Origin of the sequence: Hahella chejuensis KCTC 2396 (genome assembly GCF_000012985.1) — a bacterium.
GTDB lineage: Bacteria > Pseudomonadota > Gammaproteobacteria > Pseudomonadales > Oleiphilaceae > Hahella > Hahella chejuensis.
In genome coordinates, this window is sequence record NC_007645.1 from 241,467 (window position 1) to 258,365 (window position 16,899).

16 protein-coding genes are annotated in these 16,899 nt (G+C 55.1%); 11 read left to right on the forward strand and 5 right to left on the reverse strand.

The annotated features are described in order from the left end of the window. Window positions 1–353 precede the first annotated feature (353 nt). The 7 genes from HCH_RS01025 to HCH_RS01055 all read left to right on the forward strand — a co-directional run bounded on the left by HCH_RS01025 (window position 354) and on the right by HCH_RS01055 (window position 8,140). Window positions 354–1,217: an outer membrane protein OmpK gene (locus HCH_RS01025; RefSeq protein ID WP_011394218.1), complete on the forward strand. Its 864-nt coding sequence runs from the start codon at window positions 354–356 to the stop codon at window positions 1,215–1,217. Window positions 1,218–1,345: 128 nt separating this feature from the next. Then, a complete protein-coding gene (locus HCH_RS01030; RefSeq protein WP_011394220.1) occupies window positions 1,346–1,834 on the forward strand; it encodes a GNAT family N-acetyltransferase in 489 nt (162 codons plus the stop codon). A 106-nt stretch (window positions 1,835–1,940) separates the two neighbouring features. Next, window positions 1,941–2,591, forward strand: a complete 651-nt coding sequence (locus HCH_RS01035; protein ID WP_011394221.1) for a GTP-binding protein — start codon at window positions 1,941–1,943, stop codon at window positions 2,589–2,591. A gap of 23 nt (window positions 2,592–2,614) precedes the next feature. Next, window positions 2,615–3,802 (forward strand): sensor histidine kinase, encoded by a 1,188-nt coding sequence (locus HCH_RS01040; RefSeq protein WP_011394222.1) that lies wholly within the window; start codon window positions 2,615–2,617, stop codon window positions 3,800–3,802. A gap of 7 nt (window positions 3,803–3,809) precedes the next feature. Beyond that, entirely contained in the window at window positions 3,810–6,047 is a 2,238-nt protein-coding gene (locus tag HCH_RS01045; protein WP_011394223.1) for an ATPase, T2SS/T4P/T4SS family, read from the forward strand. 216 nt (window positions 6,048–6,263) lie between these two features. Continuing rightward, window positions 6,264–7,655: a DUF3696 domain-containing protein gene (locus tag HCH_RS01050; protein ID WP_011394224.1), complete on the forward strand. Its 1,392-nt coding sequence runs from the start codon at window positions 6,264–6,266 to the stop codon at window positions 7,653–7,655. Beyond that, window positions 7,655–8,140 carry a hypothetical protein gene (locus HCH_RS01055; RefSeq protein ID WP_041598341.1) on the forward strand — a complete coding sequence of 162 codons (486 nt, stop codon included), beginning with the start codon at window positions 7,655–7,657 and terminating at the stop codon, window positions 8,138–8,140. The genes HCH_RS01050 and HCH_RS01055 overlap by 1 nt, the downstream gene beginning before the upstream one ends. Before the next feature lie 50 nt (window positions 8,141–8,190). Here the strand turns inward: HCH_RS01055 and HCH_RS01060 are convergent, their stop codons facing one another. From HCH_RS01060 to HCH_RS01080, 5 genes are all read right to left on the reverse strand, one after another. Continuing rightward, on the reverse strand, window positions 8,191–8,781 hold the full coding sequence (locus HCH_RS01060) for a hypothetical protein (RefSeq protein ID WP_011394225.1): 591 nt from the start codon (window positions 8,779–8,781) through the stop codon (window positions 8,191–8,193). Between the two features lie 322 nt (window positions 8,782–9,103). Next, window positions 9,104–9,436 (reverse strand): hypothetical protein, encoded by a 333-nt coding sequence (locus HCH_RS01065; RefSeq protein WP_011394226.1) that lies wholly within the window; start codon window positions 9,434–9,436, stop codon window positions 9,104–9,106. Window positions 9,437–9,553: 117 nt separating this feature from the next. After that, entirely contained in the window at window positions 9,554–10,690 is a 1,137-nt protein-coding gene (locus tag HCH_RS01070; protein WP_011394227.1) for an ABC transporter permease, read from the reverse strand. Beyond that, window positions 10,684–11,613, reverse strand: a complete 930-nt coding sequence (locus HCH_RS01075) for an ABC transporter ATP-binding protein (RefSeq protein WP_011394228.1) — start codon at window positions 11,611–11,613, stop codon at window positions 10,684–10,686. Before HCH_RS01075 ends, HCH_RS01070 begins: the two co-directional genes overlap by 7 nt. Beyond that, window positions 11,606–12,574, reverse strand: coding sequence for an HlyD family secretion protein (locus HCH_RS01080; protein ID WP_011394229.1), 969 nt, complete (start codon window positions 12,572–12,574; stop codon window positions 11,606–11,608). Before HCH_RS01080 ends, HCH_RS01075 begins: the two co-directional genes overlap by 8 nt. 236 nt (window positions 12,575–12,810) lie before the next feature. Here HCH_RS01080 and HCH_RS01085 point away from each other — a divergent pair, with 236 nt between their 5' ends. From HCH_RS01085 to HCH_RS01100, 4 genes are all read left to right on the forward strand, one after another. Next, the gene (locus tag HCH_RS01085; protein WP_011394230.1) at window positions 12,811–13,254 is read left to right on the forward strand and encodes a hypothetical protein; all 444 of its coding nucleotides are present in this window, start codon (window positions 12,811–12,813) and stop codon (window positions 13,252–13,254) included. A 72-nt stretch (window positions 13,255–13,326) separates the two neighbouring features. Then, window positions 13,327–14,367 carry a selenide, water dikinase SelD gene (selD, locus tag HCH_RS01090; RefSeq protein ID WP_011394231.1) on the forward strand — a complete coding sequence of 347 codons (1,041 nt, stop codon included), beginning with the start codon at window positions 13,327–13,329 and terminating at the stop codon, window positions 14,365–14,367. Continuing rightward, complete coding sequence (mnmH, locus tag HCH_RS01095; RefSeq protein WP_011394232.1) at window positions 14,368–15,507, forward strand: tRNA 2-selenouridine(34) synthase MnmH; 1,140 nt, start codon at window positions 14,368–14,370, stop codon at window positions 15,505–15,507. Window positions 15,508–15,549: 42 nt separating this feature from the next. Beyond that, window positions 15,550–16,899 (forward strand): esterase/lipase family protein, encoded by a 1,350-nt coding sequence (locus tag HCH_RS01100; protein ID WP_011394233.1) that lies wholly within the window; start codon window positions 15,550–15,552, stop codon window positions 16,897–16,899.

Here is a 16,899-nt window from a genome sequence, read left to right on the forward strand (position 1 = left end):
TCCTTCGCCGCCTTTTACGCGCTGCGCCGATTTGGGGCTAAGTTATTTTTTGCGCCCTGTTTTCAGGCATGAATTTTATATTGGGCTGCGCGTAAATCATTCAAATTGTGCATTTAAATTGCAAATTGTTGACTAAAAGGTCAGTATTTGCCGGTCATCATTGTCGTTGGCGCGCATATTGCTCCTCAGCTCCCTGTCGATAAATACGCACAGCGCGGGGAGACGACGGCATATGTGGGGCGATGGGTCGGAAAAGTCCGGCTGCGTCGCAGGGGGGCGGTGGCTTTCCCCGCGCGGTGATGTATTTGCAGGAAAACAATCAAAACAAAGCAAACACAGAAGTAGGAGTATTCATGACTCTCAAGAAACAGTCGGCCCTGGCCGCAGCAAGCGGCGCGTTGGTCGCCGGTCTGCTTTTTTCTTCAGCTGCGAGTGCTGTAGAAGTTCCGGAAGATATTCACGCCGCGGACTATCATTGGATGAACTGGCATCTGTATCGAGGGATTGATCAGCGTGGCGGACCTTACAAGTTCGACGACACCTATTTCGAAATCGAGTTTGGCGGCCGCTCCGGCGCCCTGGACTTTTTCGGCTATGTGGATTTTCTGGATATTCTGGGCGATTCCGGCAATTCCGATAAAAATCGCGGCGATAACTTCTTCGCGGACATCGAGCCCCGTCTTTCCATCGACTACCTCACCGGAATGGATCTGTCTGTCGGTCCGATTAAAGAATGGTATCTCGCTTTTGACCTGCTGATGGCTGACACAGGCCCAATCGGCGGTCTGCAGGTATTGTGGTCGGGGATTGGCACAGATACGGAGCTGCCCTGGCTGGGTAAAACAGGCATCGCTGTATATGCTCGTTATGTGGGCGAGAACTACGGCGCGAAGAATGAAGGCAGTTGGGACGGTTATGTCGCCCACATCAACTGGTTCAAACCCTTCTATCATAATGGCGATGACTTTGTCGCTTTCCAGGGCTACGCAGATTACGAGTTCGCCTCGGATCTGGGCGACGATGACCCGGCCCGGTCCTCCGACTCATTCCAGTCCTACCTGGGCGTCTGGTACCATTCCAAGCAATGGGCGGTGGGGTATGGCGCCAAGGTATACCGCAATATGACCCAGTTTGAGGACGGTGCGCCGGGATTTGCCGGCCCGGACCAGGACACCACTGGCGTTGGCCATTACTTCAACCTGACCTACAAAATCTAGCCGCCGTTGATGCGCCGCATTACGCGGCGCCGGATTTCGGAGACGAATCCGAACGACCTGAAGACGCAGCGACGTCTTGGGATTCGTCTCCTTTTTCGGGAAAAGTAACGACTTCAGGAAAAGGAACAATGCAGACAGTCTCCACTTACTATCTGGAAATGACTTCTCCGTCAGACTTACGGGCGAAAAGCCCGGTAGCGGAGTTGCAGATCATGGAATGTGAAATCCGGCAGTTCGAATACAGCCGCTTTCTCTACACGTTGGTAGGCGGCGCCTGGGGATGGACGGACAAGCTGTCCTGGAGCGACGAACAGTGGCGGGATTATGCGGAGAACGAGAATCTGCGCACCTGGGTGGCATACTTCAAAGGCTCGCCGGCGGGCTATTTTGAGTTGCAGAAACAGCCTGGACGGCAAGTGGAAATTTCATACTTCGGACTGGCGCCCAAATTCATTGGCCAGGGACTCGGCGGCTATTTGCTCACCCAATGCATTCGCGAAGCCTGGAACTGGGATGCGGAACGGGTGTGGGTGCACACCTGCACGCTGGATCATCCAGGGGCGCTGGCCAACTATCAGGCCCGTGGCATGCGTCTTTACCTGACAGAGACGGATTGACCCGTCTTCCGTGCTCAGCCATAAGTTCGGGCGCCTCTGGGGAAGTCTTCTATACTGAGGGGATAGGAATATCCCAGCCGGAGAAGTCTTGCCGGGAAGGAGCGTTATGGCGGAGCTGGATGAACAATCGAATCGACTGACTTTGAAGCTGGTCTATTATGGCCCGGCGCTGAGTGGGAAAACCACGAACCTCGGCGCGCTGCATGAGTTATCCTCGCCGGAATTGAAAGGCGAGATGATGGTGCTGGAGACGCAAAAAGACCGCACGCTGTTTTTTGATCTTTTTCCGCTGGGGTTCGAAGCGCCCAGCGGTCTGTTGATTCAACTCAAGCTCTACACCGTTCCGGGTCAGGTGCAGCATGACAGCACCCGCAAAGCCGTTTTATCCCGCGCCGACGGCGTCGCCTTTATCGCCGATTCCCAGCATAACCAAAGCCATACCAACCTTGAGTCATTCGAGAATCTCGCCGCCAACGCCGGCCGTGTGGGCATCGATTTTGATCGTCTGCCGCTGGTGGTGCAGTTCAATAAGCGCGACCTGAAAAATATCCTGAGCGAGCAAGAGATTCGCGAACGCTGGGAACCCAGTCCCTGGTGGCCGGTGGTGTTCGCCAGCGCCTTGCAGAATCAGGGCGTGCTGGAGACGCTGGAGCTATTGCTGCAGCGGGTCTACCCGGGGCTGGATGAAGAGTACAAGCTGGCCGCTGCGCATCAGTTGAGCCGGGAGGCGTTTGTCGCCGGCTTGTTGGGGAAATAACGGAAGCAGGGGGTTCCATTGTCGTGAATGACATTGATCCGGAATTCACGCTTGCCGATCTATTGACGGCGAAAGACATTGAGTCGCTGCAAAATCGATTGTCGCCGCTGTTGGAAACCTCCGTCAGTATTGTCCCTGCGCAGGATAAGCCGGACGCTGACGCTTGGCCTATTCGCTATCAGATCCGCGCCGTCGCCTATTTAGTCGCCTCAGCCCCCAAAGAAAAAGCGGAAGCCGCCTGCAAGCTGGTGGAAGCCATCCTGCATCAGGCCGCCCGCTACCGGCTGGCGGCCTCCCTGCATCATCATGTGGTGGAGCAGGATTACGAGGAGCTGCAGCGTAAGCATCAGGCGCTGCAGGAGTCGGAAGCCAGGTATCGGGAGCTGGCGGAGCAGCTTGAACGCCGCGTGGAGGAGCAGGTGGCCCAGATCGAGCTGCGTCGCAAGCAGGTTTACGAAGCGGAGAAACTGAGCGCATTGGGCCAGCTCGGCGCCGGCGTCGCTCATGAGATTAACAATCCCCTGGGTTTTATCCAGTCAAACCTGAACTCAGGCAAAGGCTATCTGCAGGATATTAGCGATGCGCTGACCGAGATGTCCCGCGGTCACGATGTGAAGGCGATTTTCAGTCGCTATGAATTGGACTTCGTCATCAAAGACCTGCATATCCTGATGAGCGACACCCTGGACGGCGTGGCGCGGGTCGCCAAGATCGTCAAGGATCTGAAGGGCTTCGCCGGCACGGATGGCGGCTCCAGGCAGAAAGTAGCCATGGAGGAGTTAATGGAAAGCGTCTGTAACCTCGCCAAACCCCTGATGGGCGGGCATATTCATTTGCGCAAGGAATATGAGCCGACGCCGTCGGTGTGGGTGGATTACTCGGCGTTCTGTCAGGCGGTGTACGCGATCATGTTGAATGCGGTGCAGGCCATTGGCGAACGGGGTGAGGTGCTGGTGCAGTGCGGTCCCGGCGCAAGCGGGGTGCGGATTGTGATTGAAGACACTGGCTGCGGTATGGACGCGGAAACTCTGAATCGCATTTTCGAACCGTTTTTCACCACCAAGCCGGTGGGCTCTGGCACAGGATTGGGCATGACCTTATGTCGGGATATTATCCGCGCCCATGGCGGTGAGATTCACGTCGCCAGCGAACCAGGCAAGGGCAGCCGCTTTTGCATTGAGCTGCCGATGACAGAAGAGGCCCCCGGATAAGTCATCTATGTCGAAATTCGCATCACTGTTCGTCAATAGCTCAGCTTCTGATCAGGATGAGGACAAAGGTAAGCCCAAAGTATCCTACAGTGTTTTGCTGGTGGACGATGAGCCTGCTGTGCTGAGTGCGTTGAGCCGGGTTTTCCGCAAGGAGAGCTATGACATTCTGACCGCCAATAATGCGATGGAAGCGCTGGAAATCATCAACCAGCGCCGTGTTCATTTATTAGTTTCAGACTACATGATGCCGGGCATGACCGGCGCGGATCTGTTGCGTAAGGTAAAAGAGCAATCCCCGGATACGATTCGAATTATGCTGACCGGACAGGCGGATACTACCGCAGTGATGGCCGCCATCAATGAGGGTGCGGTCTATCGCTTTATTCTCAAGCCCTGGAATGATGACGACTTACGCGTCACTGTGGCCCTGGCGCTGGAGCAGTATGATCTCATTCAGAAGAACAAGGAGCTTGAGAAGACCAACGCCAAACAGCAAAAAGATTTGCAGGCGTTCAGCAAGCTGGCGCAACAAAACCGCAGCCAGCTGGCGATCATGCTGCATAAGCACAATCTTTTGAATAAACAGCAGGTTCAGGAAGTCTTCAAGCTGCAGCAAAGCCGCAAGGAGACGGTGATCAAACTGTTGCTGGAAAAACAATGGATTGATGAACGTAAGCTGGTGCAGTTGCTGAAAAAGGAAATGTTCTTTGAAGAAGTGTCCCTGGCTGAGTTTCAAATCGAGCCGGTGACGTTGTCGCTCATACCCAAATCCCTGTGTCAGAAGCAGCTCATCATTCCTCTGAGAGTCAGCGGCAAGCGTTTGTTATTAGCCATGGCGGACCCGCTTAACGTGGAGCTGATAGACGAACTGGGCTTCACCACGGGCATGCAGATCGATCCTGTAGTCGCTACGGTCAGCGCAATGGAGTTGAAACTCGCCGAGCTGTTCGAGGAAGAGGAAACCTCCATCAAAGAGCTGGAAAGCATAGTGACGGGGATCGATCCTTTCGAAGGCATCGAAGTGGTGATCGAAGATGACGACGATGATTCTCTGGAAGATCTGTTAAGCCAGACCGAACAACCGCCGGCGGTGCGCCTGGTCAATGCGATCATCATTGAGGCCTTGCGCCTGGGCGCCAGCGATATCCATATCCATCCCCGCACCAATCAGGTCATCGTGCGCTATCGCATTGACGGCGTGCTGGAGGATAAGATCCGCATCCCGCATAGCATGCATATGTCTCTGGTCTCCCGTATCAAGGTCATGTCTGAGCTGGACATCACCGAACGCCGCCGTCCCCAGGACGGGCGCATCACGGTGAAAACGCCGATGCGGGTGGTGGACCTGCGCATTTCCACACTGCCCACATTGAACGGGGAGAAAGTGGTGATGCGGGTGTTGGAGCGTAATTCCTCAGTGAAAAACCTGACTCATTTGGGGCTGTCGGAACTCAACTCCCGACGCATGGAAGCCGCCATCAATAAACCCCAGGGCATGATTCTCGCGACAGGCCCTACCGGCAGCGGCAAAAGCACGTCGCTCTATGCGTTGTTGCAGCATAACGCCACCACGGAGAAGAATTACGTTACCATCGAAGACCCGGTGGAGTTCTATCTGGACATGGCCGGGCAGGTATCCGTACGAGAGAAAATCGGCCTGAGTTTCGCTTCCATTCTGCGCGCCATTTTGCGCCAGGACCCGGATATCATTCTGCTGGGAGAAATTCGCGACTTCGAGACGGCGGAAGTCGCGTTGCATGCGGCGTTGACCGGACACTTGGTATTCTCCACGCTGCACACCAACTCCTCCATCGGCACCATCGCCCGGTTGTTGGATCTGGGCATCAAACCCTTCGTCGCGGCCCAGGCGTTAGAGTGCATCATCGCGCAGCGGCTGGTGCGGCGCATCTGCGATCATTGTCGTGAAGAAGTGACGCCCAACGAGGAGGAAATATACCTGCTGGGCCCTCTGTTCAACGATCCCCACCTGAAAACCTATCACGGCCGCGGCTGCCATAAATGCAACCACGGCTATAAAGGCCGCATCGGCCTGTATGAAGTCCTCACCATCACAGAAGAACTGCGCCACCACATCGCCGGCGGCGCATCCAGTAAAGAACTTCACGAAATCGCCGTCGCCAACGGTCTGGTCACCCTCGTCGCCGACGCCAAAACCCGCGTCCACAACGGACTCACCACCACCTACGAAGTCCTGCGGGTGCTGGGAACGCAGATTGAGGTGTAAAAATTAGAAATTTTAGTGGAGGGTATAAAATAATTACTAGATAAATATCCTGATATGTTCTTATTTTACTTGGCGTTTGCTTTTTTTGTATTTTCAGTGTCGATTTTTGTGTCTTTTTTATCTCTGGATTTTTCTATTTTTTGTACTAGTAATTCATATGTGAATCGATCATTTATATAATATAAATTTATATATTTATAACGAAATGGGTGTTTTATGCATGAGGAAAAATCTTCTGGTGATGATGATAAAAGTTTAGTGCATAGTGATTACCAAATAAGATGGAAGAATTATAGAAGGTTTGAGGATACAGACTGGATTACAATTAAACCTATCACAATTCTTATTGGTGCAAATAATTGTGGTAAGAGCAGTATATTAGCTCCTCTTTTGCTTCTCAACCAAACTATAAAATCTAACGATACTGAAACGCCTTTAGTAACTAGAGGAAGGCTTATTGATGCGGGTAACTATAAGGACTTTATTCATCATCATGAGGAAAATAGAAATTTATTCTTAGGATTAAGATTCCATCTTCATGAAAACAGAAAGGCAAATAAGCCGGTAGGAAGCTATCCCCCTGGAGCTATTGAATTAACCTTTTCCAAAGGTAGAGAAGCTCATCAACTAATTCTCAATAAATACGAGCTTTATGACATATTTAAGAGGAAATATTTGTCTCAATCATTGAATAAAAGTGGAAAATACTCTCTGAGCGGAAATATCTCATATTCTAAAATGAGTGATAGAGAAAAGGCTGCAGTTTTAAAGTCTGAAGTGGTTAACTTTCTATTCTCTCCTACGTCTACATTGTACTCACTGGAATTACCTAGTGATGAGAGTGAGGAGTCTGAGGTTGAAAGATTTTCAGAAGAGTTTTCACATTATTTAAGAGCTATTGGTTACGCCTTCTCTGAAATAAGAAGCTTATTTCAAAATTTGAGTTATGTGGGTCCACTGAGAAAGAAAATAGAAAGATATTACAGAATTGCATCTGAAACACCTCAGACTGTTGGGCCTCAAGGTGAAAATGCACCCAACTTATTCAGGCGTAACTACGAAAATCTCAAGCATGACGTTGATAGATGGGTAAAGCACTTTGAATTTGGTGACTCTCTACATTTTGATGATGTGAATGATGACATTTTTCAGTTATTTCTTGGTTCTGGGGATCAGAGAGTAAATGTTGCTGATGTAGGGTTTGGAGCATCTCAAGTATTGCCTCTAATTATTCAGGCGCTTGCAGCTCCTCCTGATAGCCTAACATTGGCAGAGCAGCCGGAGATTCATTTGAATCCAAGGCTCCAGTGTGCATTAGCCGACTTATTTGTACATATGGCCAATAACGGTCATAGAGTTTTAGTGGAAACTCATAGTGAACACTTAATAATGCGACTCCGAAAGTTTGTCGCAAATGGTGATATAAAAAAGGATGATGTCGCTCTTTATTTTTTAGAGAGAGATGGTGACAGGTCAGTTATTAAACAAGTTAATATAGAAAATAATGGGCATATTAATACGGAATCATGGCCAAAAGGATTTTTTGATGATGCACTTCGCGAAGCTCTAGCACTAGCGAGCGCACAAGCAAAAATTAGGAGTAAATGATGTGCATATTTGATGTAACTATAGACACTAATGTGTTGATGCATGGCAGCAACCCTAATGAAAATCGATTTCATGATACTGTAGAATTTTTGCAACTTCTTTTAGAGTGTGAGACGCATATATGTGTTGATATGGGTTTTAATTTCGAGGAGGGAGTTAATAATAGCATTATTGGGCATGAGTACTTAACGAAACTTGTCCACGGACAGTTTGGTTATGCTGTTATTACTCAAATGGCGCAAACAGGGAGGATTGACATGGTGGAAACTGATATCGGAATGGCTAAGAATCGCTCCCTTATAAATATGATTTCTAATAAGCATGATAGAGTCTTTGTTAGAGTTGCAGCAAACTCTCGGGCGCACGTACTAGTTTCTCACGATCTAAGGGACTTTCCTCCTCACACAAGAAAAGAGCTTAAGAAATTATTTGAGTTATTTGTTTCAGAAGCGTCAGAAGCTAAGAACTTATTGGCAGATGAGTAGTTTGAAAATCCCCTAGATTATTTTCTACCATCTGGGGGATTTTGAATTGCTCAACAAAGATCCGCATCCTCGACTCTGAGAATCGCCAGGCCGGGGCTGCCGGCGGTGCTGGTTCGGCTGAGGATGGCTTCGATGTAGTAAGCGTTTTGTATGAAGTCGAAGCTGGTGGTCCAACAGCCGTCGCTGACGCTGTGGGTCTGGTAGGCCGCGTTGGCGGGACGGGTGTTGCTGTCCAGCGTCAACAGCGTAGTGGTGACGCCGGTGTTGTAGTTGTACTGGCGGAGTGACAGCACGACTCTGGCGTCGCTTCCGTTATCGCGGAAACGGGCGCTGAGGCGTTTGTTGACGCCGCCGTTATCGAGGTCGGCGATGGCGGTGACGTTATACCGTAAAGTAACGCTGCTGGATGCTGGCGCTGCGCCACTGATCTGGGCGACGCCGCTGGAGAAGTTAACCTCCGCCGCATCCGCTTCGTCGACAACGCCGGTGGAGCCTACCGCCGTCCACGGCGAAGCCGCCCAGGCTGCGCCCACAAAACCGGTTGCGAGCGTGAAGGCGCCGGCCTGCAATAAAGTCGTCAGTTTTTGTGAGGGGCGTAGCCACTGACGTGAATGGCTGTGAGTTCCGCTGACTCGTTCCATACTTGCTGTCTCCGTTTCTTATTGGGGCGGCGTGGCCGGCCGCCGAGCGGGCTTCGGCGCATGGCGCCGGAACATAGCAAGCTTAGACTTGGAAAGAGGATCGCGCGTGGGAATATGTCGCAGCGGCTGCGTTAAAAAGTACCACGACAATATTAACGTGGCAATGATATTGGCATGTTAATAATCAGACGCATGGATGCGCCTGCGCGGCGGCTAGCCGCGGGAGACAGAGCCTGACATGTGCAGGCTCTGTCGTTGCAGACAAATAGAAGGAAGCTATTTGTCTGCCTGATTAATAGTGCTGGAAATCATCTCTGTCGGCTCACTGCTGCAAGGCCAGAATCACTCCGCCGCCGACCGCCAGGCTGATTAGCATGCCCAGTGCGGGAGCGTAAAACTGGGGCTTTTTGTAGTGCTTGTAAAGGTTGATAAGAATCAGCGCGACGAAGGCGATCAGGGCCAGTGACAGGGCGGGAATCGCCAGCGGCTTGAACATGACGGAGGCGGTGCCGGCGACCACCAGGCCAACGAGGAACACCAGTCCCATTTTGGCGTCATGAAAAAAGATCTGCATGAACATGAAACTCGCACTGGCGAAAAAGATCACGAACAAGACTGTGAACAGATTGAGGTTGGTTAAAACGACTTCGGACATGTGAGTTCCACGCGCTGGTTGGGCTGAAGGTCTGGTGCGAGCCCGACGATCATAATCCACCCTGACGAAAATGCAATTGCGGGCGGGGCGTATGTTGACGTAGGACCTGTGCGCCAGTTAGTCCAGGGTGCGCCGGTATTGGCGTAACCCAACGGCCATCATCACCGCGGTGAAAGCCAGCAGCGGCCATAAGTGCTCCCAGGCGGTCGTCCATTCGTTGCCTTTCAACAATAATCCACGGATAAAACGCAGGAAATGCGTCAGCGGCAGTGCTTCGCCAATAATCTGAGCCCATTGCGGCATGCCGCGAAAGGGAAACATAAAGCCGGACAGCAGGATGGACGGCATGAAAAAGAAAAACGACATCTGCATGGCCTGGGCCTGATTACGCGCGATGCTGGAGATGGTGATGCCGACGGTGAGGTTGGCGAGGATAAACAACAACACGCCGAGCATCAGCAGCAACGCCGATCCCAGCATCGGCACATGAAACACCCACAGAGCCGCGGCGAGAATAACGAGCACCTGAATGTAGCCGATCAGAATATAGGGCGTGATTTTACCGACCATGACCTCCAGCGGCTGCACCGGCATAGCCAGCAGATTTTCCATGGTGCCGCGTTCGTGCTCACGGGTGATGGCGAGTGAGGTCATCATGATCATCGTCATAGTCAGAATTACCCCCATCAGGCCGGGCACAATGTTGTACTGGGTGATGCCCTCGGGGTTATAGCGACGGTGGATATCAATGGAAAACGGCGCGCCGTTGCTCTGCAAGGAGGCCAGCGGCCCGTTGAGGTCATGAGCCAGCGCGGTGTTGGGGATCTGTTTGATCGCCGCCAGGGCGTTGGAGGTGGCGGCGGGATCGGTGGCGTCCGCTTCCAGCAGCAGGCTTGGCCGTTCTCCACGCAGCAGGCGGCGGGTAAAGTCGGCGGGAATGTTGATGACAAACTGCGCCGCGCCGCGGGCCAGGATCTCATTGGCGGTTTGCTCGGAGTCGGTGATTTCGGTGACATTGAAGTAGCGGGTGTTGACGATCGCCTGGATGATGCTGCGGGTATAGGCGCTGGATTCCGCGCTGCGCACCGCCATGGGCAGCTCTTTGGGGTCCGAATTGATGGCGAAACCGAACAACGCGAGCTGAATCAGGGGAATGCCGATGATCATGGCGAAGGTCAGCCGGTCGCGGCGCAACTGAATGAACTCTTTGGCGACCACCGCCCACAGACGGATGGGAGAAAGGAGCGTCACCATCTTTTTTCCTCCGAGCTGCGCATCAGCTGAATAAACACGTCTTCCAGGCGCGGCTGGGTGCGCTCAGGATTGACGTCTTCCTGCTCCGCGAAGGCGCTCAGATCCTTCTCCAGTTGCTGGGCGTCCGTGCCGGAAACAAACAAACGGGTTCCAAACGGCGCCACCTGCTCCACCGCGTCGATGCGCCTGAGCTTTTCCGCCACCTGATGAATGTCGTCGCTTTCTATGCGCCAGGTGGCCAGCCCGGAGTCGGCGATCAGAGACTGGGGCGACCCTTCCCCCACCAGGTGGCCATAAGCGATATAGGCGAGGCGATTACAACGCTCGGCTTCGTCCATATAGTGCGTGGACACTAGAACGGTGACGCCCTCGTCGGCCAAACGATGGATTTCCTCCCAGAAATCCCGTCGCGCCTCCGGGTCGACTCCAGACGTGGGTTCGTCCAGCAGCAACAGTTTGGGCTTGTGCAGCATACAGGCGGTCAGCGCCAGTCGCTGCTTCCAGCCGCCGGACAGCTCCCCCGCCAGTTGAGTCTGGCGACTTTTCATTCCCTGATTAGCGAGCGCTTCATCCACTGCTTTTCGGCGTTCTTGCAAGTGGTACATGCGGGCGACGAACTCCAGGTTCTCCCGCACGCTAAGGTCTTCATAAAAGCTGAAGCGCTGGGTCATGTAGCCGACCTGGCGTTTGATATGGCGGGCTTCCTTGATAATGTCATGTCCAAGACAGCGACCTTCCCCTTCGTCTGGCGTGAGCAGACCGCACAGCAGACGGATGGTGGTGGTTTTGCCGCTGCCGTTGGGACCCAGAAATCCGAAGATATCGCCCTTGTATACGCTGAGGCTGACCTTATCCACCGCCACTTTATCGCCGAAGGACTTCGACATGTCCTTGACCTTGATGACTTCCTCGCGATTATTCATGCGCTTCGAAACCGGGCGGCGTCACATCCACGGGTTGTCCCGGATGCAATTGCGGCGATTTGTCAGCGTTGGGCCAGGCCTTTACCAGATAGACGAACTTGTCCCGACTCTCCTTGCTGTAGATGTAAGGCGGCGTGAACTCCGCGTTCGGGCTGATATAACGTACGGTGGCCATGAACGGCGCGCCGCAACCGTCGCAGTGAACGCTGACCTGATCCCCGGTTTTAATGGCGTGCAGCGCTGTTTCCGGTACAAAGAAGCGCACATTGATTCGCTCTGGCGGCAGCAGTTCCACCACGGGTTGTCCGGCGGGTACAAATTCACCCGGGCGATATAGCACCTGCCGCACCAGCGCCTGCGTCGGCGCCGCCTGTTGTTTCTGCTGCAGGCTCCAGCGCGCTTCCCGCAAGGCGGCTTGCGCCGCCGCCACCTGCGCTTTGGCTGCTTCGAGCTGATCGGAACGGGCGGCGAGACGGGCGGAACTCATTTGCGCTTCAATTTCCTGGATCTGGCGCAGATTACGTGTGTGAGTCGTCTCCGCTTCGTCCAGGCTGGAACGGCTGGCGAGTTTGTTGGTGTACAGGTCGCGAGTGCGCAACAGCTGTTTGGAAGAGAGTTCGGCGGCGGCCTGGGCTTGTTCGTATTGGGCTTCGATTACCGCCAGTTCCTGCGGTCGTTTGCCCTTTTCCATGTCCGCCAGCTCTGCGCGGGCGCGTAGCAACTGAGCCTCCGCCTGTTGTTCCGCCGCGCGTTGGGGCTCATCGTCAATGCTGAACAGGTGGGCTGCGGCGCTGACTTGATCGCCTTCCTCCACCGCAACCTCAGTGAGCGCGCCGGCGGAGGGCGCTGCGATGAATATCGAGTCGCCTTCAATGTACCCCTGCCAGTACTCACTTGCGGCGGAGTCGCAACCTGCCAGCGCCAGTAGAGCCGCCAGTGCTGCAAAATTTCCGTAATCCATCGTTCTGCTCCTTGAACTGGAATAGGCGCCGTCCTCAGGAAGAACTGCGACGGCGATCGACTGTGATCAGCATCGCTCGTTGTAACTGATTGATCAATACAGACTTTTGACTAACCTGGAAAAATTTGACGTCTATTCGCGCCCGCTGGCCTCGAAGCGTACTCTCCCGGTGCGCAGCTATGGTAACTTAGCGGCTTTGCGCCTTTACCCCACCTTCTTCAAGGAGCGATCTTCCCGTGTACGAAATTCTCGACGCTATCGCCGATAGCTATAACCCTTTGATTGGCCTTGTGACGCTGGCGCTGTTGGCGTACACAACGTGGCGACGTCGCTGGGCGGCGGCAGGTCGATTGGCGCTGACATTGTTTGGCGGACTGGCGGTTGTCTATTCGTTGCAGTGGCTGGATCACTCTTTGGGTATATGGCCCGCGTTGGGCATGGACTACAGCACGCATACCGCGGTAGCCGTCGTCATTACGCTGAGCCTGATCGCCGCTGCGCCGCACCTGCGAATACCCGCTTTAACCGGCCTGCTCGGATATGGCCTGCTAATGCTATACCAGGAGTATCACAGCGTCGCCGATCTTCTCTCCACCGCCCTGGTCATTGCGCCGCTATGGTGGGGGTTGTCGCTGCTGTCTCGAGCCGTCTCCAGGGAAGTCGCGACGCAGTCGGCATAGCGGCGCTCAGCGCTGTGACAAGGCGCCTGCGAAGACCTATCATACGTCCTTCCATCGTCAACGGAGGGGCGTATGCAAGACGCATCGATCAAGCTCACGGAATTCAGTCACGGCGCAGGCTGCGGCTGTAAGATTGCTCCCGCAATTCTCGACCGCATTCTTCTTTCCCACTTGCCGTCCATCAACGATCCCCGACTGCTGGTGGGCAACGCGTCGAAAGACGACGCCGCCGCCTACGATTTGGGCGACGGACGCATTATTCTCAGCACCACAGATTTTTTCATGCCCATCGTCGATGATCCGTTCGACTTTGGCCGCATCGCCGCCGCCAACGCCATCAGCGATATTTACGCCATGGGCGGCGAGCCTTTGATGGCGGTGGCCATACTAGGCTGGCCGGTCAATACCCTGTCAGCGGAAGTTGCTCAGCGGGTAGTGGAAGGCGGTCGTCACGCCTGTCATGAAGCGGGAATCATGCTGGCGGGCGGGCACAGCATCGACGCGCCGGAGCCCATATTCGGGCTGGCGGTGACCGGCTCCACTGCTCATACGCACCTTAAGCGCAACGACACGGCTGTCGACGGCTGTTTGCTATACCTCACCAAGCCCTTGGGCGTCGGCGTGCTGACCACCGCGCAAAAGCAGAAGAAATTACAGCCGGAACACGCCCACTTGGCCTTGGAGCAGATGTGCGCCTTGAACAAGGTCGGCGCCAAGGCGGCGGGTCTGGCGGAGGTCTGCGCGATGACCGATGTGACAGGGTTTGGGCTGATGGGGCATCTGCTGGAGATGTGCGAAGGCGCCGGTTTACAGGCGCAAATACGCTACGAGGCGATTCCGCGCCTGGAGCCGGTGTTGGACTATATCCGACTGGGTTGCGTGCCTGGCGGCGCCCGCCGCAATTTCGACAGCTATGGCGAGCGTCTGGGCGCCATGACTGAAGAACAAAGACTGCTGCTGTGCGATCCGCAGACCAGCGGCGGGCTGCTTATCGCCGTCGCCCCAGAAGGCAGAAACGCGCTGGAGCGCATATTGAAGGACGCCGGCATCGCCCCTGCGCTGATAGGAACCTTGCAGGCCTATCGCGATGGCCCGCGCATCGAGGTGATGTGAATGAAGGCGTTTGGAGACGGACAGGATACTGAAGATTACCTTAATCTGTTTTTATCCGGCGCGCCGTTGCTCGATACCCGCGCTCCGGTGGAGTTCCACAAAGGCGCATTTCCCGGCGCCGTCAATCTGCCGTTGATGACGGACGACGAGCGCGCTCAGGTAGGACGCTGCTACAAACGTCACGGCCAGCAGGCGGCGATAGAGTTGGGACACAGGTTGGCGCATGGCGCGGTGAAAGAGTCGCGGGTGCAGGGCTGGCGTGAGTTCGCGCAGCGCCATCCGCAGGGATATTTGTACTGCTTTCGCGGTGGTCTGCGCTCCAGCATTTGTCAGCAGTGGCTGGCGGAGAGCGGCGTAGCCTATCCCCGTGTTCTCGGCGGTTACAAGGCCATGCGGCGTTTCCTGATCGAGTCTCTGGAAAGCATTTGCCAGGAAGCCCGCTTAGTTCTGCTGGCGGGACATACCGGCGGCGGCAAGACCGACTTGCTGGCGCGTATTCCGGGTGCGGTGGATCTGGAGCGTCTGGCTCATCATCGCGGCAGCGCCTTTGGCCGTCGCGCTGATGGGCAGCCCTCGCAAATCGACTTTGAAAACGCTCTGGCGGTGGCGTTGTTGCGGCAGCGTCATGGGTTCGCAAACGCGCCGCTCCTGCTGGAGGACGAAAGTCATCTGATCGGTCGCTGCGCATTGCCGCAGAGTCTGCGGCGGGCCATGGCGCAAGCGCCGCTGGTGGTGGTTGAGGTCGCGCTGGAACAACGAGTGGAACACAGTTTTCGTAACTATATTCTGCATAAATTAGACGAGTGGCGACGCCGCCAGGGCGAGGATGAAGGCTTTGAGCGCTTCGCCGACGATCTGCGTCAATCGATGTACAACATTCGCACGCGCTTGGGCGGGTTGCGTTATCAACAACTGAGCGAGATGCTGGAGGCGGCGCTGGCGCGGCATCGGCAGGGAGATCCCGCTTATCACCGGGATTGGATCAGATGTTTATTGGAAGACTATTATGATCCTATGTACGCCTACCAATTGCAGAAGCGTGCGGAGCGTATTTGTTTTCGCGGCGATGCCGCAGCAGTGCGCGACTATTTTGCGCATTCATCGTCAACGACGGCGACAGTCAGGGATAAGCGACTTTGACCGACGCGTAGCGGTCGCAATGCCTAAGGGCGGGAGAGGACAATGGCGGACAGCGAGACAAAACCTCTGGATTGGCGACGTTGGGGCGGCCTCGGGCAGGCGGCCCTGAACGGCGTCTTCGGCGATTATCTGGCCCGACGGGGCAACCCACTGGCGATTGAGATGGATTTCTATCATCAGCGACGGCCGCTGCCGTTGGATGAGACGCTGGCGCTACGCTCCGGGCTGGTGCTTTCCAACAAAATCGTCGTCTTGCTGCACGGGCTCACCAATCTGGAAAGCATCTGGGACATCAAACCCAGGCAAGCCGAGGCGGTTATGGAGCCCAAGCCGGATAATTATGGCTTGAGACTGCAACGTGATTTCGGCTACACCCCCCTGTTTCTGCGGTACAACAGCGGTCTACCGGTGCGGGAGAACGGGCTGCGTTTTTCCCAGCTGATGACGCGTTTGTTCGCCGCCTACCCGCTGGAAATCGACGAAGTCATTCTGATTGGTTTCAGTATGGGCGGATTGGTGATGCGCAGCGCGCAGAAATCAGCGGATCTGTCCGACGCTCCCTGGTTGCCGAAGCTCAAACGCTGTTTCTACATAGGCAGCCCCCATGAGGGGTCGCCTTTTGAACAAATGGGGCATCGCTTCAGCGCCTTCGTGCGCGAGTTTCCCCGGGATTACATCAATCAGTGGGCGGATTGGATCGACGGTCGCAGCGAAGGTATTCGCGATCTTCGGCAGGGACTGGACCCAGCGCCGCCTGTTGCGCCGGGGCGCGGCTTTTACCCTGGCGCCAGGCATTGCTTCATCAGTGGTTCGGTATCCCCGAATAACGGCAGCCTGATCAACAAACTGGTGGGAGACAGTCTGGTCACGCAAGCCAGCGCGCACCCCCGCGCTGCGCCAGCGGACAGCCGCTTCGCTCACTTCGAAGGCGTGCCGCACATTCCCCTGGCGCATAGCAATCGCGTGTATCGCCAGATTCAGCAATGGTGTGAAGAGGATGCGCTGGCAGGCGGATCGCCGCCATTGCGGCAAACCATTTCACTGACGCCGGTTGCCGCGCCTGAGGCAGCGATGTGGCGTGATGGGCGGCTGGCGGCGGGTGTGGTGGATTTACTGGCGGATGGCTATCTGCAAACGGTGGGCGCGGTGGAGTCCATGCACCGGGCCATCGCCCGCGACCCGCAGGAGGTGTTGGCCAGAATTCCGTTGGTGTGGCCGGTGGCGAGAGTAGTGGATGAATCCCACAAGGGCGTCGCCGGCGTCGTATACGGTTCGCTGAAATTGGGAGGGAAGCTGGTGCAGGGGGGAACTCGGTTCGTCGCCGGGCGCTGGGCCGGCAAGAGGTCGGATGGACGCCATCGGGAAGACGACGATCCGACCGTCGACAATTAA